Genomic DNA, 16,050 nt, shown 5'->3' with positions numbered 1-16,050 from the left:
CATCAATGTGCTTTGTGCGGCCGGGCTTTGTAGAAGGTCAGTGGGATCTCGTTGGCCTGGTTCAGCACCTGGCGCTTGATCTTGCCCACCACGTGCATTTCACAGGGCTTGCAGTCAAAGCGCAAGGTCAGCTTCTCCTTGCCGTTGATCAGCATCAAGGGTTCGGCCTTGATGGTGCCCTGCACGCCCGTCACGCCCTTGGCCTGCTTGGGGCACAGGCTCATCGAAAAGCGCACGCAGTGCTTGGTGATCATCAGGCTCACTTCGCCTTCCTCTTCGTGCGCCTCGTAGGCTGCGTCGATCACCTTGACGCCGTGGCGCACATAGAAGTCGTGTGCCTTGTGGTTGAACACATTGCCCAGGAAGGAGAGCGTGTCCTCGGGGTAGGGCGCAGGCGGCTCCACCGGCGTGGCGCGCGGTAGGCGGGCAAAGTTGCGGGCGCGGTTGGCCTCGAGGTCGGCCACAGCATCGCGGCGCAGGGCATTGAGCACAGAGGCGGGCACAAACCAGGGCTGCGAGAGTTGAAGCGCAATGTCATGCACCGCAAACACCGTGGCACCAAAGCGGCCCAATTGCTCGCGCAGGCTGGCCTCGGCCTTGGTGGCGTCGGTAGCACTCTGGTGGGGTTGCAGCACGTCGGCGCAGCCCACATTGCCATCCTCGTCGGTCAGCAGCAGGCTGAAACCCGTGGGCGTTTCGCTCAGCTGCGCCCACAGACCGATGCGGCGGTCGCTGGATTTTTTCTCCAGCGTGCGCACCCAGTCCATGTCGCGGTTGCGGTTGACCTCGGTGCCCTTGCGCAGGTCCTTGAATCCTTCCATCGGGTCTTTGGGGTACACCCGCCACTGACCGACGTTGCGGGCCGACACGGGCTCGGCCACGTTGATGGCCATGCCCACCAGCTCCTTGTGCAGGTCGTAGTAGCACAGGCCGTCGCCGTTGTGCAGCACGGTGGCGGGGTCGCTCAGTTCCAGCTCCACAAAGTCTGGGCCCAGCTTGGTTACCCAGCCGATGGCCTGGCCGGGGTTCTTGGGGGTGTCGAATGCGCCGATGTCTTCCTTGCGGCCCGTCACGAAGTAGTCGGTGAACTCGCGGTTGAAGTTCTGCAGCGGGTCGGGCGTGAAGGTGAAGGTGGTGCGCCCGCTGGACGAGCGGGAGAGCGGCCGGCCCTGGGCCTCACGCTCGTCGATGATTTCGTCGAGCAGCGTGCGGTAGTGGGCGGTGATGTTCTTCACATAGCCCATGTCCTTGTAGCGCCCTTCGATCTTGAAGCTGCGCACGCCCGCGTCGATGAGGGCTCGCAGGTTGTCGCTCTGGTTGTTGTCCTTCATGGAGAGCACGTGCTTGTCGTGCGCAATGAAGCGGCCCTGCGCATCGGTCACCTGGTAGGGCAGGCGGCAGGCCTGGCTGCAGTCGCCGCGGTTGGCGCTGCGGCCCGTTTGCGCATGGCTGATGTTGCACTGGCCGCTGTAGGCCACGCACAGTGCGCCGTGGATGAAGAACTCGATGTTGGCGCGCCCCGGCGCATCCACGGGCCCCAGCGCCTTGTGCACGGCGGCGATCTGTTGCACCGTCAGCTCGCGTGCCAGCACAATCTGCGAGAGGCCTGCGTCCTGCAGAAAGCGTGCTTTCTCGGGCGTGCGGATGTCGGTCTGGGTGCTGGCGTGAAGTTGGATGGGGGGCAGGTCGATTTCGAGCAGGCCCATGTCCTGGATGATGAGGGCGTCGGCACCGGCCTCGTACACCTGCCACGCCATTTTGCGAGCGGCCTCCAGCTCGTCGTCGCGCAGGATGGTGTTGAGCGTGATGAAGATGCGGCTGTTGAAGCGGTGCGCATGCTTCACCAGGCGTTCGATGTCGCGGATGTTGTTGCCCGCACTGGCCCGCGCGCCAAAGGCTGGGCCGCCGATGTAGACGGCATCGGCGCCGTGGTTGATGGCTTCGATGCCGATGTCTGCGTCGCGCGCGGGCGAAAGCAGTTCGAGCTGGTGGGGCAGGAGAGACATGGGGCGTGATTATTTCAGTTTCGCGGTGCCGTGGAGCTTCCCTCGGGTATCGGGCGCTGCACTTTTGGTAACCATGTGACGATGCATTGTGCGGTGGGGGTCTGGTACAACGGGCGCAGCGTGCAAGCCGTGGCGCCATCCCATGGCCTCCGTGAACCGCGTTCTTGCAAGGCCGCAGGCACCGGTGGCCACTCCGTCAAACCCAGTGAAAGGACTCTGATGAGCACCTCCCGCGTGAAGAAGCCCACCCAGCTGACACTGGCGATCAATGACCTAGACTTTTGCTACCTGCCGCCTCGGCTCAGCTTGTCTCCCATGCGGCACAACGACCTGGTCTGCACGGTGGACTGTTCGTGGTTCTTTTCCGAAGGTGCCAACCACATGGTGTTTGCACTGGACTGCACGGGCGGGCAGGGCAGCTACAACCCCCACTGCGGGCCGATTTACCGCCACGGCCAGAACCTTTGGTCCGAGGCGCGGGGCTTCATCATCTTTGCGGACGGCATGGTGATGGCCGAGCGATGGAACGGCACGGCCATGCCGGGGCTGGTGACGGTTACCAACACCTCGGGGGCGATCTTCAATCCGGCGGTACACCCCGTTTTCACGCTTCACGTCCGGGCCGGCTACAGGATGGGTGGGTTTGCCGACCGGATGCGCATCACCATCCACCAGGGCATCGCGGCCGATGGCCCGGTTTTGTTTGAAGGCGAGGTGACCGGGGCTGGGTGGGGCTGGGACTGGACGGGGTCGCACAAAGTGGCCATTGCCGGTATTGGTCCGCACTTCGTGACCCCCAATGACACGGGCTGCGTGGAAGAGCGCGTACCCCGCGACGCACCGAACGCCATCCTGCCGTTTACCAACTTCAAGTTGCGGATGGTGAAAGGTTGAGCGCTTGCCAACGGGCGCGCTGCCGCTCAAAGGGCAGCTTCAGAGGGTGACTTCGGCGAATCATCTTGCGCCATTAGCCGTTTTAATGGCCCAGCAAATTACTAAGCTTGCATAGCAATTGGCGACGGCAAGGGAGGATGGTGGCTAGGATGCGGTGCGTTTTGCCCCGAAATGGTGCGCAAAAGTTGCGACTATATTTTTTGGAGATTTCTACCGTGTTCCGAGCTTTCACCCGCCTGCGTCCGTCGTCTTTCCCCGTGTCCGTTGTGCAGCTGGCTGCCGTGGGTGTGTGTGTTGCCGCCGCCACTGCAGCCACCGCACAGGATGTGCAAACCGTCAAGATCGCCCACGCTGGCCCAGTGTCGGGCGGCATTGCCCACATCGGCAAGGACACTGAAAACGGCGTGCGCTTGGCGATTGACGACCTGAACGCCCAGAACCTCGTGATCGGTGGCAAGAAGATCAAGTTTGAAATTGCGGCCGAAGACGACGCGGGCGACCCGCGCCAGGCCACCGCCGTGGCGCAGAAGCTGTGCGACCAGAAGGTGGCGGGCGTGGTGGGTCACCTGCAGTCGGGCACGTCCATCCCCGCATCGGCCATCTATGCCAAGTGCGACCTGCCGCACATCACGGCATCGGCCTCCAATCCTGACCTGACCAAACCCGGCCACAAGACCACCTTCCGCCTGATCGCCAACGACAACGCGCTGGGCGCGGCGCTGGCCCTGTTTGGTGCCGACCATCAGAAGCTCAAGAGTGTGGCCATCATCGACGACCGCACGGCCTACGGCCAGGGCGTGGCCTCGGTCTTCAAGGCCACGGCGCAACAAAAGGGCCTGAAGGTGGTGGCTGAGGAGTTCACCAACGACAAGGCCACCGACTTCATGGCCATCCTCACTGCCATCAAGAACAAGAAGCCCGATGCGATCTTCTACGGCGGCCTGGACGCGCAGGCCGGCCCCATGCTGCGCCAGATGGAGCAGCTGGGCCTGGGCAATGTGAAGTTCTTCGGCGGCGACGCGCTGTGCACCGAAAAGCTGCCCGAGCTGTCGGGCAAGACCCCCGCCCTGAAGAACGTGACCTGCGCCACCGGCGGCGCATCGGTGGACAAGATGCAGGGCGGCGCCGACTGGAAGAAGCGCTACGACGCCAAGTTCTCTGGCCAGTTCCAGATTTACAGCCCCTATGCCTATGACGCCGCCATGGTGCTGGCCGACGCCATGAAGCGCGCCAATTCGGTGGACCCGAAGGTGTTTACCCCCTTCCTGGCCAAGACCGAATACAAGGGCGTGACCGCCAACATCGCCTTCACCGCCAAGGGCGAGCTGACGACGCCCGCCGTGACGCTATACACCTTCAAGGACGGCAGCCGCGTGGCGCTGAACTGAGGGGTCGCCCGCGCATGGATCGGTGCCGGTGGACTCGGGTACCCGATGGCCCTGCCTGCAGAGTGGAAGCGGAGCTTCAGTCAGTCCCTCGGACCGCCCGCGCGGGCCGCTCCGGGGCTGGTGCCGTAGTGCCGCCGGAACAGTCGTGCCAGGCTGCTGGCGTTGCCCAGACCCACCTCGTCAGCGATGGCGGAGAGGCTGTGGTGTGAATGGGTTACGCGCCAGTGGGCGTGTTCCATGCGCATCGCTGTCCAGTGGTTGTGAGCGCTGTGGCCGAAGCGCTCGGTGAACAACCGATCCAGCTGTCGGCGGCCAATGCCGATGCGCTCGGCGATGCTGGCCACGGTAAGGCCGTCGGCCATGGAGGTGCGCATCAGCGCGACCGCACGCACCAGGTGGCGGCCCAGGTCCGGCCCGCCGCCTTCCATCGATTGCAGGTGGTGCCCCTGATGGCGTGGTTCGTCCACCAGCATGTCGGCCAAGCCCTTGAAGGCGCGCTCCCGGCCGCAGTGGCGTGACAGCAACTCCACCGCCATGTCGATGGCCGCGGTGCCGCCCGCGCAGGTGATGCGGTCGCGGTCAAAGCAATAGATCTGCTCGCTGGCCACCGCTATGCGTGGGAAGGCATGGCGGAACTCGGTCACATGGCGCCAATGCAGCGCCACGCGGCGGCCTTTGAGCAGACCCGCCTCGGCGAGCAAAAAGCTGGCGTTGTCGATCGCCACGAGGGGCAGGCCCCGCGCTGCAGCCTGTCGCAGCACGGGCCCATGGGTGTGCACATGTCCCAGCGACGCTTGCACCGTGCGGCTGCCAAACACCACCAGATAGTCGAATGCCGCCAGGTCCACGGAGTCAGGCGTGGCCTCCATCGTCACCTGCACCCCGCTGCTGGACACCACGGGCGCGCTGTCGACGCCCATCAGCGTCCAGGCGCAGTAGCGCTGGCGGCTGCGGTCCGCTTCGTCGGCCGAAAAGCGCAGCTTGTCCAGAAACGCGCCAAATGGCAGCAGCGCGAAGTCGGGTAGCGGCATCAAGAGCAGGCGTACGTCGGGGCGCTGTAGAGGGCGGTCGTTGGCGGTGCTCATAAGGTATCCATTTTGGTATCAAAAATAGCCAGATTGGATTGCATACCACGGACAGGAGGTGCCTAGACTCCAGACCATGCTTTTCCAAGAAGGGTGCTGCGATGGAACTGAAAATATGGCTCGTCTACCTGTTGGCGGTCATCGGGCTGTCCTTGACCCCGGGGCCCAACAGCCTGCTGGTGCTGGCCCATGGCGCGCTGCATGGGCGCGTGCGCACGCTGTGGACCATTGCGGGCGGGGCGGTGGGCTTTGTGAGCCTGATCGGGCTGTCCATGCTGGGCATCGGCGCGCTGCTGCAGTCGTCGGCCCACGCGCTCACGGTGATGAAATGGGTGGGCGGGGCGTATCTGGTGTGGCTGGGCATCCAGCTGTGGCGGGCGCCGGCCATGCAGGTGCAGGCCTTGCCCCGTGCTGCGGGACCGGCATCGGTGACGGGCGGCAGGATGTTTCGCCAAGGGCTGCTGGCAGCCATTTCTAACCCCAAGGTGCTGCTGTTCTATGGGGCCTTCCTGCCGCAGTTCATCGCGCCGGGGCGCGACCTGTGGGTGCAGTTCGTGATCATGGCGGGCACCTTCGCGGCGGTCGAATGCCTGGTCGAATTCGGCCTGGCGAGCCTGGCGCACCGCATCCGGCCCTGGTTGCAGCGCACGGGCCGCAAGTTCAACCGTGCCTGCGGCGGGTTGTTCGGCCTGATGGGGGCGGCGCTGCCCATGACGCACTGACTGAAGGCAGGGAAGGCCTTGCCCGGTTTACAGTGCAGTCCTGCACAGCATAGGGAGCACAGGCATGCGGGGATTGTTTGGTTTGGTGGGGCTGGCTGTGGTGCTGGCCATCGTGGGCCTGTTGGCCAAGAAGCAGTTGTCGGCCACGCGCGCCCCGGTGCCCGCGCTGCAGACGGCGCCCGGGGCCGACCCTGCGTCGGCACCGCCTGTCACCGTGCGCGACCAGAGTCAGCAGATCCAGCAGCAGGTCAAGCAACAGGTGGAAGGCCTGATGCAGCAAGCCCGGCCCATGCCCGACGAAGAAAAATAAGCAAAATTGGCCCCTGGCGCTTGTATGTCAAGCGCTAGTAGCTATCATTTAAATAGCAATGACCCTTGACCAAGATTTGCACTGGATGCGCCTGGCCCTGGCCGAGGCGCAGGCAGCCGCGCAAGCGGGTGAGGTGCCCGTGGGCGCCATCGTGATCAAGGACGGCCAGGTCATCGCCACGGGCCGCAACGCCCCCGTGGAGGGCCACGACCCCACGGCCCATGCCGAGATCGTGGCCCTGCGCGCGGCGGCGCAGCGGCTGGGTAACTACCGGCTCGACGGCTGCAGCCTCTACGTCACGCTGGAGCCTTGTGCCATGTGCAGCGGCGCCATGCTGCATGCGCGGCTGGCGCGGGTGGTGTACGGTGCGGCAGATCCCAAAACAGGCGCGGCCGGTTCGGTGCTCAACCTGTTCGGCCATGCCGAGATCAACCACCAGACCCAGGTGCAAGGCGGGGTGCTGGCCGAAGAATGTGGTGGTCTGCTCAGCGGCTTTTTCCGCCAGCGCCGCCATCAACAACGCACCGAGGCACTGGCCCGCCATCCGTTGCGCGACGACGCTTTGCGCACGCCCGATGCGGCGTTTGCCAACGTGCCCGGCTACCCCTGGGCGCCTCACTACATCAGCGACCTGCCCAGCCTGGCGGGCCTGCGTTTGCACACCCTCGACGAAGGTCCTCGCGATGCGCCCCGCACTTGGCTGTGCCTGCATGGCAACCCGGCCTGGAGCTACCTGTACCGGCGCATGCTGCCCACCTTTCTGGCTGCAGGCGACCGCGTGGTGGCGCCCGACCTGATTGGCTTTGGGAAAAGCGATAAGCCCAAGAAAGAGGGCGCCCACCAGTTCGAATGGCACCGCCAGGTGCTGCTGGAGCTGGTGGAGCGGCTCGATCTGTGCAACGTGGTGCTGGTGGTGCAGGACTGGGGCGGCATCCTGGGCCTGACGCTGCCCATGGCCATGCCGGATCGTTTTGACGGCCTGCTGGTGATGAACACCCTGCTGGCCACGGGTGATGCGCCACTGCCTGCCGGATTTGTCGACTGGCGTGCCATGTGCCGCGACAAGCCGCTGTATGGAGTAGGGCGCCTGCTGGCGCGTGGCAATCCGCATCTGACGGCGGCGGAGTGCGCTGCCTACGATGCGCCGTTCCCGGACAAAGGCTACCGCGCCGCGTTGCGGGCCTTTCCAGAACGCGTGCCCGCTGCTGCGGGTGTCCCGGGCGCCGCAGTGTCGCGCGCGGCCCGCGATTTTTGGCAGCACCAGTGGCAGGGCCGCAGCCTGATGGTGGTGGGTGCGCAGGACCCGGTGCTGGGCCTGCCCACCATGCGGGAGCTGCAGCAGTGCATCCAAGGCTGCCCCGAGCCCATCGTGCTGCCCCATGCCGGCCACTTTGTGCAGGAGCATGGCGAGGCCATTGCCGCACAGGCTGTGGAATACTTCGCGCACTGACTTGTCCGCTGGCGCCGCCTGACTGCATGTGGCGCCCGGCATTCCCCCTGTTTACGGAGCAGGCCCCTCGGCGGGTCTGAGCGCTTTGCACGACCACCATCACGACCCTTTCCATTGCGACCACGACCACGGTCCCAAGCACATCTACATCTACTCGCCCTCCAGCGCCGTGCGCGACAAGGCCGCCTTCAAGCGCGGCATTGCCCGGCTCAAGTCCCTGGGCCATGAGGTGGAGGTGGATGAGGACGCGCTGGCCACCCACACCCGCTTTGCGGGCGACGACGCCACCCGGCTGGCTGCCATCCACCGCGCTGCGGCCAGCGGCGCCGATGTGGCGCTGATCTCGCGCGGGGGCTACGGCCTGTCGCGCATCCTGCCGGGCATCCGCTACAAGGCGGTGGCCAAGGCGATTGAAAAGGGCATGCACTTTGTGGGCGTGAGCGATTTCACCGCCTTCCAGCTGGCCGTGTTGGCCAAGACGAGGGCCACCACCTGGGCGGGGCCATCGCTGGGGGCTGACTTTGGTGTGGTGGGCGAGCCCGACGACATCATGGAAGCCTGCTTTGACGACCTGCTGACCGGCCACGGCGAAGGCACAGGCTGGCGCATGCACAAAGAGCAGCTAAACGCCGCCACGGGCAAGCCTGCCGTGCCCAATGTCTATGTGAAAAGCGCCACGCTGTGGGGTGGCAACCTGGCGGTGCTGGCATCGCTGGTGGGCACGCCGTATTTCCCGCAGGTCAAGGGCGGCGTGCTGTTCATCGAAGACGTGCACGAGCACCCCTACCGCATCGAACGCATGCTGACCCAGCTGCTGCACGCCGGTGTGCTGGCCCAGCAGAAGGCTGTGGTGCTGGGGCAGTTCACCAACTTCAAGCTGGCACCGCATGACAAGGGCTACAAGCTGCAGTCGGTGGTGGACTGGCTGCGCACCCAGATCAAGGCGCCGGTGCTGACCAACCTGCCGTTCGGGCATGTTGAAACGAAGGTGCTGCTGCCCGTGGGCGCCACGGTGTCGCTGTCGGTGGAAGAGCGCGATGCGCTGATCTACTGGGGGCACCAGCACTGACGCGGTGAGGCCTTTACCCGCATGACACCGCCACAACGGCGGTTCGCCACGCGCGCGTGGTGCGCGTCAGGAGGGGGTGTGAGGGGCGGCCTGTGCTGGGCGCAGGGCGCGTGGGAGCTGCCCCTGGAACAGCTGGGTGACCTGGTCGATCACGCCCCGGGCACCGTGCTCGCCCCGCAGCGGTACCAGCGTGCTGAAGAGGTCGGTGCGCAGGTACCAAAGCGCCTCGATGTCGCCGGCATAACGCAGCCGCATGTTCATGCGTGCCACCTCGCAACCGGTCATGCCGGCGAGGCTCTGCAGCATGGCCCGGCGCACCTCTTCCAGCCCCTGGTTGCGCACCCATGCCGTGGACGACGGCTTGTCACGGCCCAGCAGGTCGTGAAGGTTGTTGCGGAGAGTCGGCTTGTTCCAGCGCATGGCGGGGTAAGGGCGGGCTTTTTGTAACAGGGACGGCCAAAGTAAGCGGGAGCGAGGTGCAGCGCAAGGGGCGTGCTCCTGTTTTTGCATAAAGACAACAACTTGCCCCGGCTTGTTGCGAATTTTTACGTGTTGGTGGATTTTCAGGCGACCGGGGTTGCACCTCCCTTTCGCGACGCTGACGATGTGCGGAGTCGTTGTGGTGAACGCTGCACCCGCGCCTTTCGCTGCGGCTGCGGCCTCAGGCAACACTTGTTGGCGCTTTGAAGGGTGCGCAGCCGGGGCGCTTGCACTAAACTGATTCACATGATGTTACCAACGGGCCCGCGTTCATGAGTGTGTTGTCGACGATGGTCTTTGCGGACATCTCAGGCAGCACTGCCTTGTATGAAGCGCTGGGCAACGAACGTGCTACCGAGGCCGTGACGCAGGTCACCCAGTGGATTGGTGACACCATCGAGGCCCACGGCGGCCGGGTGGTCAAGAAGCTCGGGGATGGGGTGCTGGGCGTCTTTGGCGATGCCTCCAGTGCGGTGTCTGCTATGGCCACCATGCTGCGCCAGCACAAGGTCCGCCTGGACCGCTGGCCCCACCCCTTGCGCATGGAGATCCGCGTGGGCGTGGCCAGCGGCGAAGTGGTGGATGTGGATGGCGATTGTTATGGCGATGCCGTCAACGTGGCTTCCCGGCTGTGCGAACGGGCCGGGCCCGCTGAAATCTGGGCTACCGAAACCACCGTGCTGCTTGCGGGCACGGCGCCCGATGTCTGGTACCGCAAGCTGGGCATGATGGACATTCGGGGCAAGGCCGAGTTGCTCATGCTCTACCACGTCGAATGGCGTGAGGACGAAGCGCCCGATTCCCTCACCATGCAGGCGGCACTGGTCAGCAACTTTGCACCGGTCGATTCCATCCTGGGGCAGATCCAGTTCTCCTGGCATGGGGTGGACCGCACCTTCACCTCGTCGGATGCCCCGGTCATGGTGGGGCGGGCCGAGCATGCCCAGCTGCGCATCAACGACCCGCGCGTGTCGCGCCTGCATGCGCGCATCGACTGGCGCAACAGCGGGTTCGTGCTGACCGACATGAGCAGCTTTGGAACCTGGGTGCGGTTCGAGGGCAGCGACTCGCCCGTGCGCTTGCGGCGCGATGCCTGCATCCTGCATGGCGCGGGGCACATTGCGCTGGGCGTTTCGTTCAACGAGCCCAGTGCGCCGGTCATGAGCTTTCATGTGGCGGGCGGCAGTGTGCATTTGAGCTGACACGCGCAGAGCTGGCGGCTCCTTCTGCATTGCAGTGTGGCCGCAGCGCGGGCGCGGAGCCACCATGGCTTTGCGTGCACAACATCAACAACAAGACCAACGGCAGGAGACAAGAAACATGGCATGGATGAAGCGGACAGCCCTCGGGCTGGTGGCAGTGGCGCTGCTGGCAGGCGCGGGCGCGGCGGTGTATGTGCAGCGCAGCTTTGCACAACTCGATGGTTCCTTGGCTGTGGCGGGGCTCAGCGAAGCAGTACAGGTGCGGCGCGATGGCGCCGATGTCACCCACATCCAGGCTCAGACCCCGCAGGATGCCTGGTTTGCAATGGGCTATGTACATGCGCAGGAACGCACCTGGCAGTTGGAATTCAACCGCCGGGTCATGCACGGCCAGCTGTCCGAGGTTTTTGGCCCTGCCACGGTCGAGACCGACAAGCTCATGCGCAGCCTGGACATCATGGGTGTGGCCCGGCGGCAGTACGCTGGGCTGCCGCTGTATGCCCAGGAGGCCTTGCAGGCCTACAGCAAGGGCATCCATGCCTTCCACCAGAAACGTCCCCAGGCCTTGCCACCGGAGTTTCTGGTGCTGGGCGTGCAACCCGGAGGCGCCGCAGGCGCGGTGTGGGAGCCCGAGGACAGCGTGGGCTGGGCGCTGATGATGGCGCTGGACCTGGGTGGCAATTGGGGCACCGAGTTCGCACGCCTGTCGGTGGCGCGCACGCTGGACACCGACCGGCTGTGGCAACTGATGCCACCCTATCCGGGGGAGCCGCCCGCTGCGTCCGCAGACCTGGCGGCGCTGTATCGCCAGCTGGGGGTTTATCGTGCACCTGCCGCTGGTGCTGCAGCGGCTGCAGTGGCGCCAGCCAACCGCGAAGGTCCGTTGTCCCGGCAGATCAGCGCCGGCATGCTGGCCTGGGCCGACGAACTGACCCGCAACGCAGGCACCAACGAGGGCAAGGGCAGCAACAACTGGGTCATTGCGGGCACCCGCACCGTGAGCGGCAAGCCGCTGCTGGCCAACGACCCGCACCTGGGCCTGTCGGCCCCCGCCATCTGGTACTTTGCGAGCTTGCAGGCCCCTGCGGGCAAGGCGTCTGACGGCACACCCTTGGGCCCCATTGATGCCGTAGGCGCCACCTTGCCTGGCATGCCCTTCGTGGTGCTGGGCCGCACCGACAAAGTGGCCTGGGGCTTTACCAACACCGGCCCCGATGTGCAGGACTTGTATCTGGAGCAGATCAACCCCGCCGACGCCACGCAGTACCGCACGCCCGACGGATGGGCCCCGTTCACGGTGCGCAACGAAACCATCCGCGTCAAGGGAGAGGCCGACCTGTTGCTGCAGCTGCGCAGCACGCGCCATGGCCCCGTGCTGAGCGACGTTCAGAAGTCGCACGCCGAGGTGCTGGACCTAGGCAAATATGTGATCGCGCTGCGCTGGAGCGCGCTGGACGATGACAACCAGACCGTGCTGGCGGGCTTCAAGACCAACCAGTCCAAGAGCGTGGATGAGCTCTTTGCGGGGCTGGCGCACTACCACTCGCCCATGCAAAGCGTGGTGGCTGCGGACGATCAGGGCAACATCCGCTTCAAGGCCGCAGGCCGTGTGCCGCTGCGCGATACCGCCAACGACATTCGGGGCGTGGCGCCTTCGCCGGGCTGGGACGCGCGCTACGACTGGAAGGGCTGGCTGCCGTATGAGCAAACCCCGCAGGATGACGGTGTCAGCGGAGGGGCGGGCGTCCAGGGCGCCCGGGGCTGGATCGCCACGGCCAACCAGCGCGTGACGGCGCCAGGCTACCCCCACTTTCTGACGCAGGACTGGGCCTTGCCCTACCGCTACGAACGCATTGCGCAGCTCATCGAGGCCACGCCCAAGCACGACGCGGCCAGCATGCAGGCCATCCACCGCGATGTGACCTCGCTCGCCACGCGGCGCCTGCTGCCGCACCTGCAGCAGGCGCAGTCCACGCACCCGCTGGCCGCCGCTGCGCAGAAAGAGCTGCAGGGCTTTGACGGCGTGATGGACGCGGGCCGAGCCGCGCCGCTGATCTTTGTGGCCTGGACGGACGAACTGGCGCGCGGCCTGATCATTCCGCGCATTGGCGAAGACCGGTTCACCGCTACGTATGGCAAGCGCGACTACCGCGCGGCCATTGAAGGCATTCTGGAGCGCAACGACACCTGGTGGTGCCAGCCCGCATCGTGTGCCGAACAATCTGCCGCTGCCCTCGGCCGCGCGCTCGACCGCCTGCAGGCTGCGTATGGCGCAGACCCGGCCCAGTGGCGCTGGGGCGCGGCGCACCCGGCGCTCAGCGCGCACCGGCCCTTCGGCAACGTGCCCGCGCTGGCGCGTTTCTTCGATGTGAGCGTGCCCTCGCACGGCGATTCGTACACCGTGAACGTGGGCCAGTACAACGCGGGCGAAGCCTCAGGCCCGTACGTGAACCGCCACGCCGCCTCGCTGCGCGCGGTGTACGACCTGGCCGATCTGGAACAGTCACGCTTCATTTACCAAACCGGTCAGAGCGGGCTGGTGTTCTCGCCGCGCTACCGCGACATGAGCACCACCTGGGCCGAGACCGGCTATCGCGCGCTGCAGCGACAGCCCGCGCGCTGGATGCATGAGCTCACACTCACGCCTTCCACTGCCGCCAGCACCGCCGCTGCTGCGCAGTGATGCAGGCTGCAAGAAAGCACACCATGGGTTTTGTACCGTTGATCGAAGTCAACCGCGGCGGACTGGTCGAGTGCCAGCACTGGGGCGCAGTGGCCGTGGCCGACCGCGACGGCAGGGTATCGGCCCAGGTGGGTGACCCGTACACCGTCACTTTCACCCGCTCCACCATCAAGGCGTTCCAGGCGCTGCCTTTCATGCAGTCGGGCGGAGCCCGCGCGCTGGGCTGGGGGCAGGGCGAGCTGGCGCTGCTGTGCGCCAGCCACAACGGCGAGCCAATGCATGTGGCGCAGGCCGAGCGCATGCTGGCCAGCGTGGGCAAGGACTACCACGCGCTGCGCTGCGGGTGCCACCGGCCGCTGTTTGCCGAGCTGGGGCTCGCCTCGCTGCCACAAGGTTTTGTGCCAGACGAACGCCACAACAACTGCAGCGGCAAACACGCGGGCTTCGTCGCGCACTGCGTGCAACAAGGCTTGCCGCTGGACGATCACCTCGACCCAGCGCATCCGCTGCAGGTGGCCATTCGCGACCACGTTGCGCAAGCGGTGGGGCTGGCACCAGAACAGCTGGCCATGGGCATTGACGGCTGCTCGGCGCCCAACTACGCCATGCCGCTGGCCAGCCTGGCCCGGGGCTACGCTCGCTTGGCCGGTGGTGCACCGGACACGGACCTGGACCAGAGCCTTACCGAACTGGCCGATGCCATGGTCGCCCGGCCCGAGCTGGGCTCGGGCACCGGCCGGCACGACCTGGATTTCATGCGTGTGGGTGAGGGCGACTGGGTGTCCAAGACCGGCGCTGACGGCGTGCAGGTGGTGGGCAGCCGTAGCCGGGGCGAGGCCTTCGCGCTCAAGGTCATGGACGGCAACATGGTGGCGCAGGTGGCCGCCGCAGTGGAGGTCATGGACCAGCTCGGCTGGCTCGACGCCCGGCAGCGCGAGGCACTGGCGCCGCGCCGGTCGGGCCGTATCCTCAATGCCCGGGGCCTGGAGGTCGGCGGGCGCAGGGCCGTGTTCCAGCTGCGGCCTGTCTGAACCGGGAAGCCTGACGCCGCGCGGCGGCAGGCCGGATTCAAAAAACAAGTAAAAAATGGCCCTAGCGCTTTATGGGTAAGAGCTGGCAGCTATAAAAAAAGTAGCAAATGGCTCTGTGTCCGGCAGCACATACACCACGCCGCGTGCCTGGCCGAACACAGGCGCGATGAACTGGTTGTAGAACGCCTCGGGTGCGTTCACGCAGCCGTAGCTGATGCGCTTGTCGCTCACGCCCCGGCTTGCCAGGCGTTGCTGGCGGCGCTCAGCGGCATGAACGCTGCGCACGCGGTGCAGCGAGACGGCGGATTCATAGTCGATCCACACAATGTCGTCGCCGCGCAGGTTTCGCCCGGGTTCTGTCACGAACCGGCCAGCGGGCGTGGTGCGCTCCTCCGGGCGGATCTGTGACAGTGGCCGCTGCCCAATGTCCGGCGCAGACCGGTCGCCCAGCGCCGCGCCCAGCAGCACCGGAGCACTGCTCAGCCACTGCCCCTGGGCCGAGAACACATGGATGCGGGCGGTGGGCTTGTCGATCACGGCAAAAGGCAGACCCTGGTGGTCGCCGGTTTCGGTGGCCCAGCGCACCAGCTGGCGGGCCGTGGCCGAGGTGTCCTGGGGCAGCTCCACAGCGGCCACACGGTTGACTGCCAGCACGCAAGATGCAGCCATGACAGTCAGGGCAAAACGGCGGTTTACGGTCAAAAAAAGCATGTCTTCATTCATAACTTCGGGCACCACGCGCGACCGTCGAAACCGGCGCGGCCCCAGGCCAGAGCACCTGTGGATCTGGCTTCGCCAGTCCACTAGGTGCGTTCTCCTCGGGGGAAGGCGCCGTCAGGCGACTCAGGGGGGGCTTTCTATACAAGCCAATGCCCCCAATAATGCCTGCACCCGCGACTCTTGCGAAGCCTTGCGCTTCGGCCTCTCATGTTTGACCGCCTCCGCAAAGCATTCGGTACTTCCGGCTCCCCGGGTTCGGACCTGGGCCGGCCTGCCACCAACCGGGACGTGGCCCGCTGGGCTGCGAAACAGCAGCTGGCCATCGTTGCACATTCCACCGAGGGGCATTTCGATCTGGGCGGTGACATCCACGGCCACCCGTGGCGGCTGGAATGCGGCACACCCACACGCGACTACGTGTCGGGCCTGGAGCTGCGCGGGCGCGCCGACGTGGGCGCCGACCCCGATGCCGCCGTGATGGTGATCAACCGTCCCTTGCAGGAAATTCTGGAAGGCACGGCCTACACCGCCATCACCGATACGCTGCAGACCGCGGTGAGCAGCAGCCTGCCCGAAGAAATGCGCTGGTTGTCCATGTACGAGGAAATGGCCTGGCCCGGCCTGCCCGTGTCATTCCGCGAGCACTTCGCGGTGGTGGCAGAGCGCATTGAGCTGGCCCAGCGCTGGATCCATGCGCCCGTGGTCTCGCAGCTGCTCAATGCCGTGGAGGGGGAAGGGGGCTCCGAACGGGCGAAATCGCCCATGGTGCTGATGCTGGCGCGTGGCAAGGTCTACCTGCGCATGGAACACACGCAGCGCAGCCTGGCCGAGATCGCGCATGCCAAGCAACTGCTGCTGGTGGCCGGGCAGGCGGCCCTGCAGAACCTGCCGCCCATGTCGGTGGCGGGGCCGGACGACGTGCCCAACATCACCCGGTAGCGTTCCAGCCAGCGCCTGCGCCAAAGAAAACGCACAACGGAGCCTGTGGCCCCGTTTTGTGTTCTGCAATA

General features: G+C 65.8%; 14 protein-coding genes. 10 read left to right on the top strand and 4 right to left on the bottom strand.

The features are described 5' to 3' along the window. Positions 1-2 precede the first annotated feature (2 nt). Positions 3-2,006: a peptidase U32 family protein gene (locus ACODS0_RS19100; RefSeq protein WP_488836491.1), complete on the bottom strand. Its 2,004-nt coding sequence runs from the start codon at positions 2,004-2,006 to the stop codon at positions 3-5. 219 nt (positions 2,007-2,225) lie between these two features. On the opposite strand from ACODS0_RS19100, the gene ACODS0_RS19095 reads away from it, so the two are divergent. Both ACODS0_RS19095 and ACODS0_RS19090 read left to right on the top strand, forming a co-directional pair. Further along, entirely contained in the window at positions 2,226-2,900 is a 675-nt protein-coding gene (locus ACODS0_RS19095; RefSeq protein ID WP_121419822.1) for a hypothetical protein, read from the top strand. A 257-nt stretch (positions 2,901-3,157) separates the two neighbouring features. Next, on the top strand, positions 3,158-4,288 hold the full coding sequence (locus tag ACODS0_RS19090; protein ID WP_488836515.1) for a branched-chain amino acid ABC transporter substrate-binding protein: 1,131 nt from the start codon (positions 3,158-3,160) through the stop codon (positions 4,286-4,288). 80 nt (positions 4,289-4,368) lie between these two features. Here ACODS0_RS19090 and ACODS0_RS19085 read toward each other — a convergent pair whose 3' ends face one another. Then, positions 4,369-5,373, bottom strand: a complete 1,005-nt coding sequence (locus tag ACODS0_RS19085) for a GlxA family transcriptional regulator (RefSeq protein WP_228894875.1) — start codon at positions 5,371-5,373, stop codon at positions 4,369-4,371. 101 nt (positions 5,374-5,474) lie between these two features. Here ACODS0_RS19085 and ACODS0_RS19080 point away from each other — a divergent pair, with 101 nt between their 5' ends. The 4 genes from ACODS0_RS19080 to ACODS0_RS19065 all read left to right on the top strand — a co-directional run bounded on the left by ACODS0_RS19080 (position 5,475) and on the right by ACODS0_RS19065 (position 8,924). After that, positions 5,475-6,095 (top strand): LysE family translocator, encoded by a 621-nt coding sequence (locus ACODS0_RS19080; protein ID WP_121506701.1) that lies wholly within the window; start codon positions 5,475-5,477, stop codon positions 6,093-6,095. A 64-nt stretch (positions 6,096-6,159) separates the two neighbouring features. After that, a complete protein-coding gene (locus ACODS0_RS19075; protein ID WP_488836489.1) occupies positions 6,160-6,405 on the top strand; it encodes a hypothetical protein in 246 nt (81 codons plus the stop codon). Positions 6,406-6,463: 58 nt separating this feature from the next. Further along, positions 6,464-7,855: a tRNA adenosine(34) deaminase TadA gene (gene tadA, locus ACODS0_RS19070; RefSeq protein WP_488836487.1), complete on the top strand. Its 1,392-nt coding sequence runs from the start codon at positions 6,464-6,466 to the stop codon at positions 7,853-7,855. An 85-nt stretch (positions 7,856-7,940) separates the two neighbouring features. Further along, a complete protein-coding gene (locus ACODS0_RS19065; protein WP_488836485.1) occupies positions 7,941-8,924 on the top strand; it encodes an LD-carboxypeptidase in 984 nt (327 codons plus the stop codon). A 66-nt stretch (positions 8,925-8,990) separates the two neighbouring features. Here the strand turns inward: ACODS0_RS19065 and ACODS0_RS19060 are convergent, their stop codons facing one another. Next, a complete protein-coding gene (locus ACODS0_RS19060) occupies positions 8,991-9,344 on the bottom strand; it encodes a hypothetical protein (protein ID WP_121506697.1) in 354 nt (117 codons plus the stop codon). 332 nt (positions 9,345-9,676) lie between these two features. Between ACODS0_RS19060 and ACODS0_RS19055 the strand changes: the two genes are divergently transcribed. The 3 genes from ACODS0_RS19055 (at position 9,677) to ACODS0_RS19045 (ending at position 14,320) form a co-directional block, all read left to right on the top strand. Continuing rightward, positions 9,677-10,606, top strand: coding sequence for an adenylate/guanylate cyclase domain-containing protein (locus ACODS0_RS19055; RefSeq protein WP_199727006.1), 930 nt, complete (start codon positions 9,677-9,679; stop codon positions 10,604-10,606). A gap of 118 nt (positions 10,607-10,724) precedes the next feature. Beyond that, on the top strand, positions 10,725-13,289 hold the full coding sequence (locus ACODS0_RS19050; RefSeq protein ID WP_488836482.1) for a penicillin acylase family protein: 2,565 nt from the start codon (positions 10,725-10,727) through the stop codon (positions 13,287-13,289). Between the two features lie 23 nt (positions 13,290-13,312). Further along, a complete protein-coding gene (locus ACODS0_RS19045; protein WP_121508721.1) occupies positions 13,313-14,320 on the top strand; it encodes an asparaginase in 1,008 nt (335 codons plus the stop codon). A gap of 69 nt (positions 14,321-14,389) precedes the next feature. Here the strand turns inward: ACODS0_RS19045 and ACODS0_RS19040 are convergent, their stop codons facing one another. Further along, positions 14,390-14,989 carry a hypothetical protein gene (locus ACODS0_RS19040; RefSeq protein ID WP_488836480.1) on the bottom strand — a complete coding sequence of 200 codons (600 nt, stop codon included), beginning with the start codon at positions 14,987-14,989 and terminating at the stop codon, positions 14,390-14,392. A 258-nt stretch (positions 14,990-15,247) separates the two neighbouring features. Between ACODS0_RS19040 and ACODS0_RS19035 the strand changes: the two genes are divergently transcribed. Beyond that, entirely contained in the window at positions 15,248-15,979 is a 732-nt protein-coding gene (locus ACODS0_RS19035; RefSeq protein WP_487257060.1) for a hypothetical protein, read from the top strand. Positions 15,980-16,050 lie beyond the last annotated feature (71 nt).

This window comes from Acidovorax sp. FG60 (assembly GCF_057808995.1).
The sequence above is the reverse complement of the archived record's forward strand: the minus strand, read 5'-3'. Positions and strand labels throughout refer to the sequence as shown.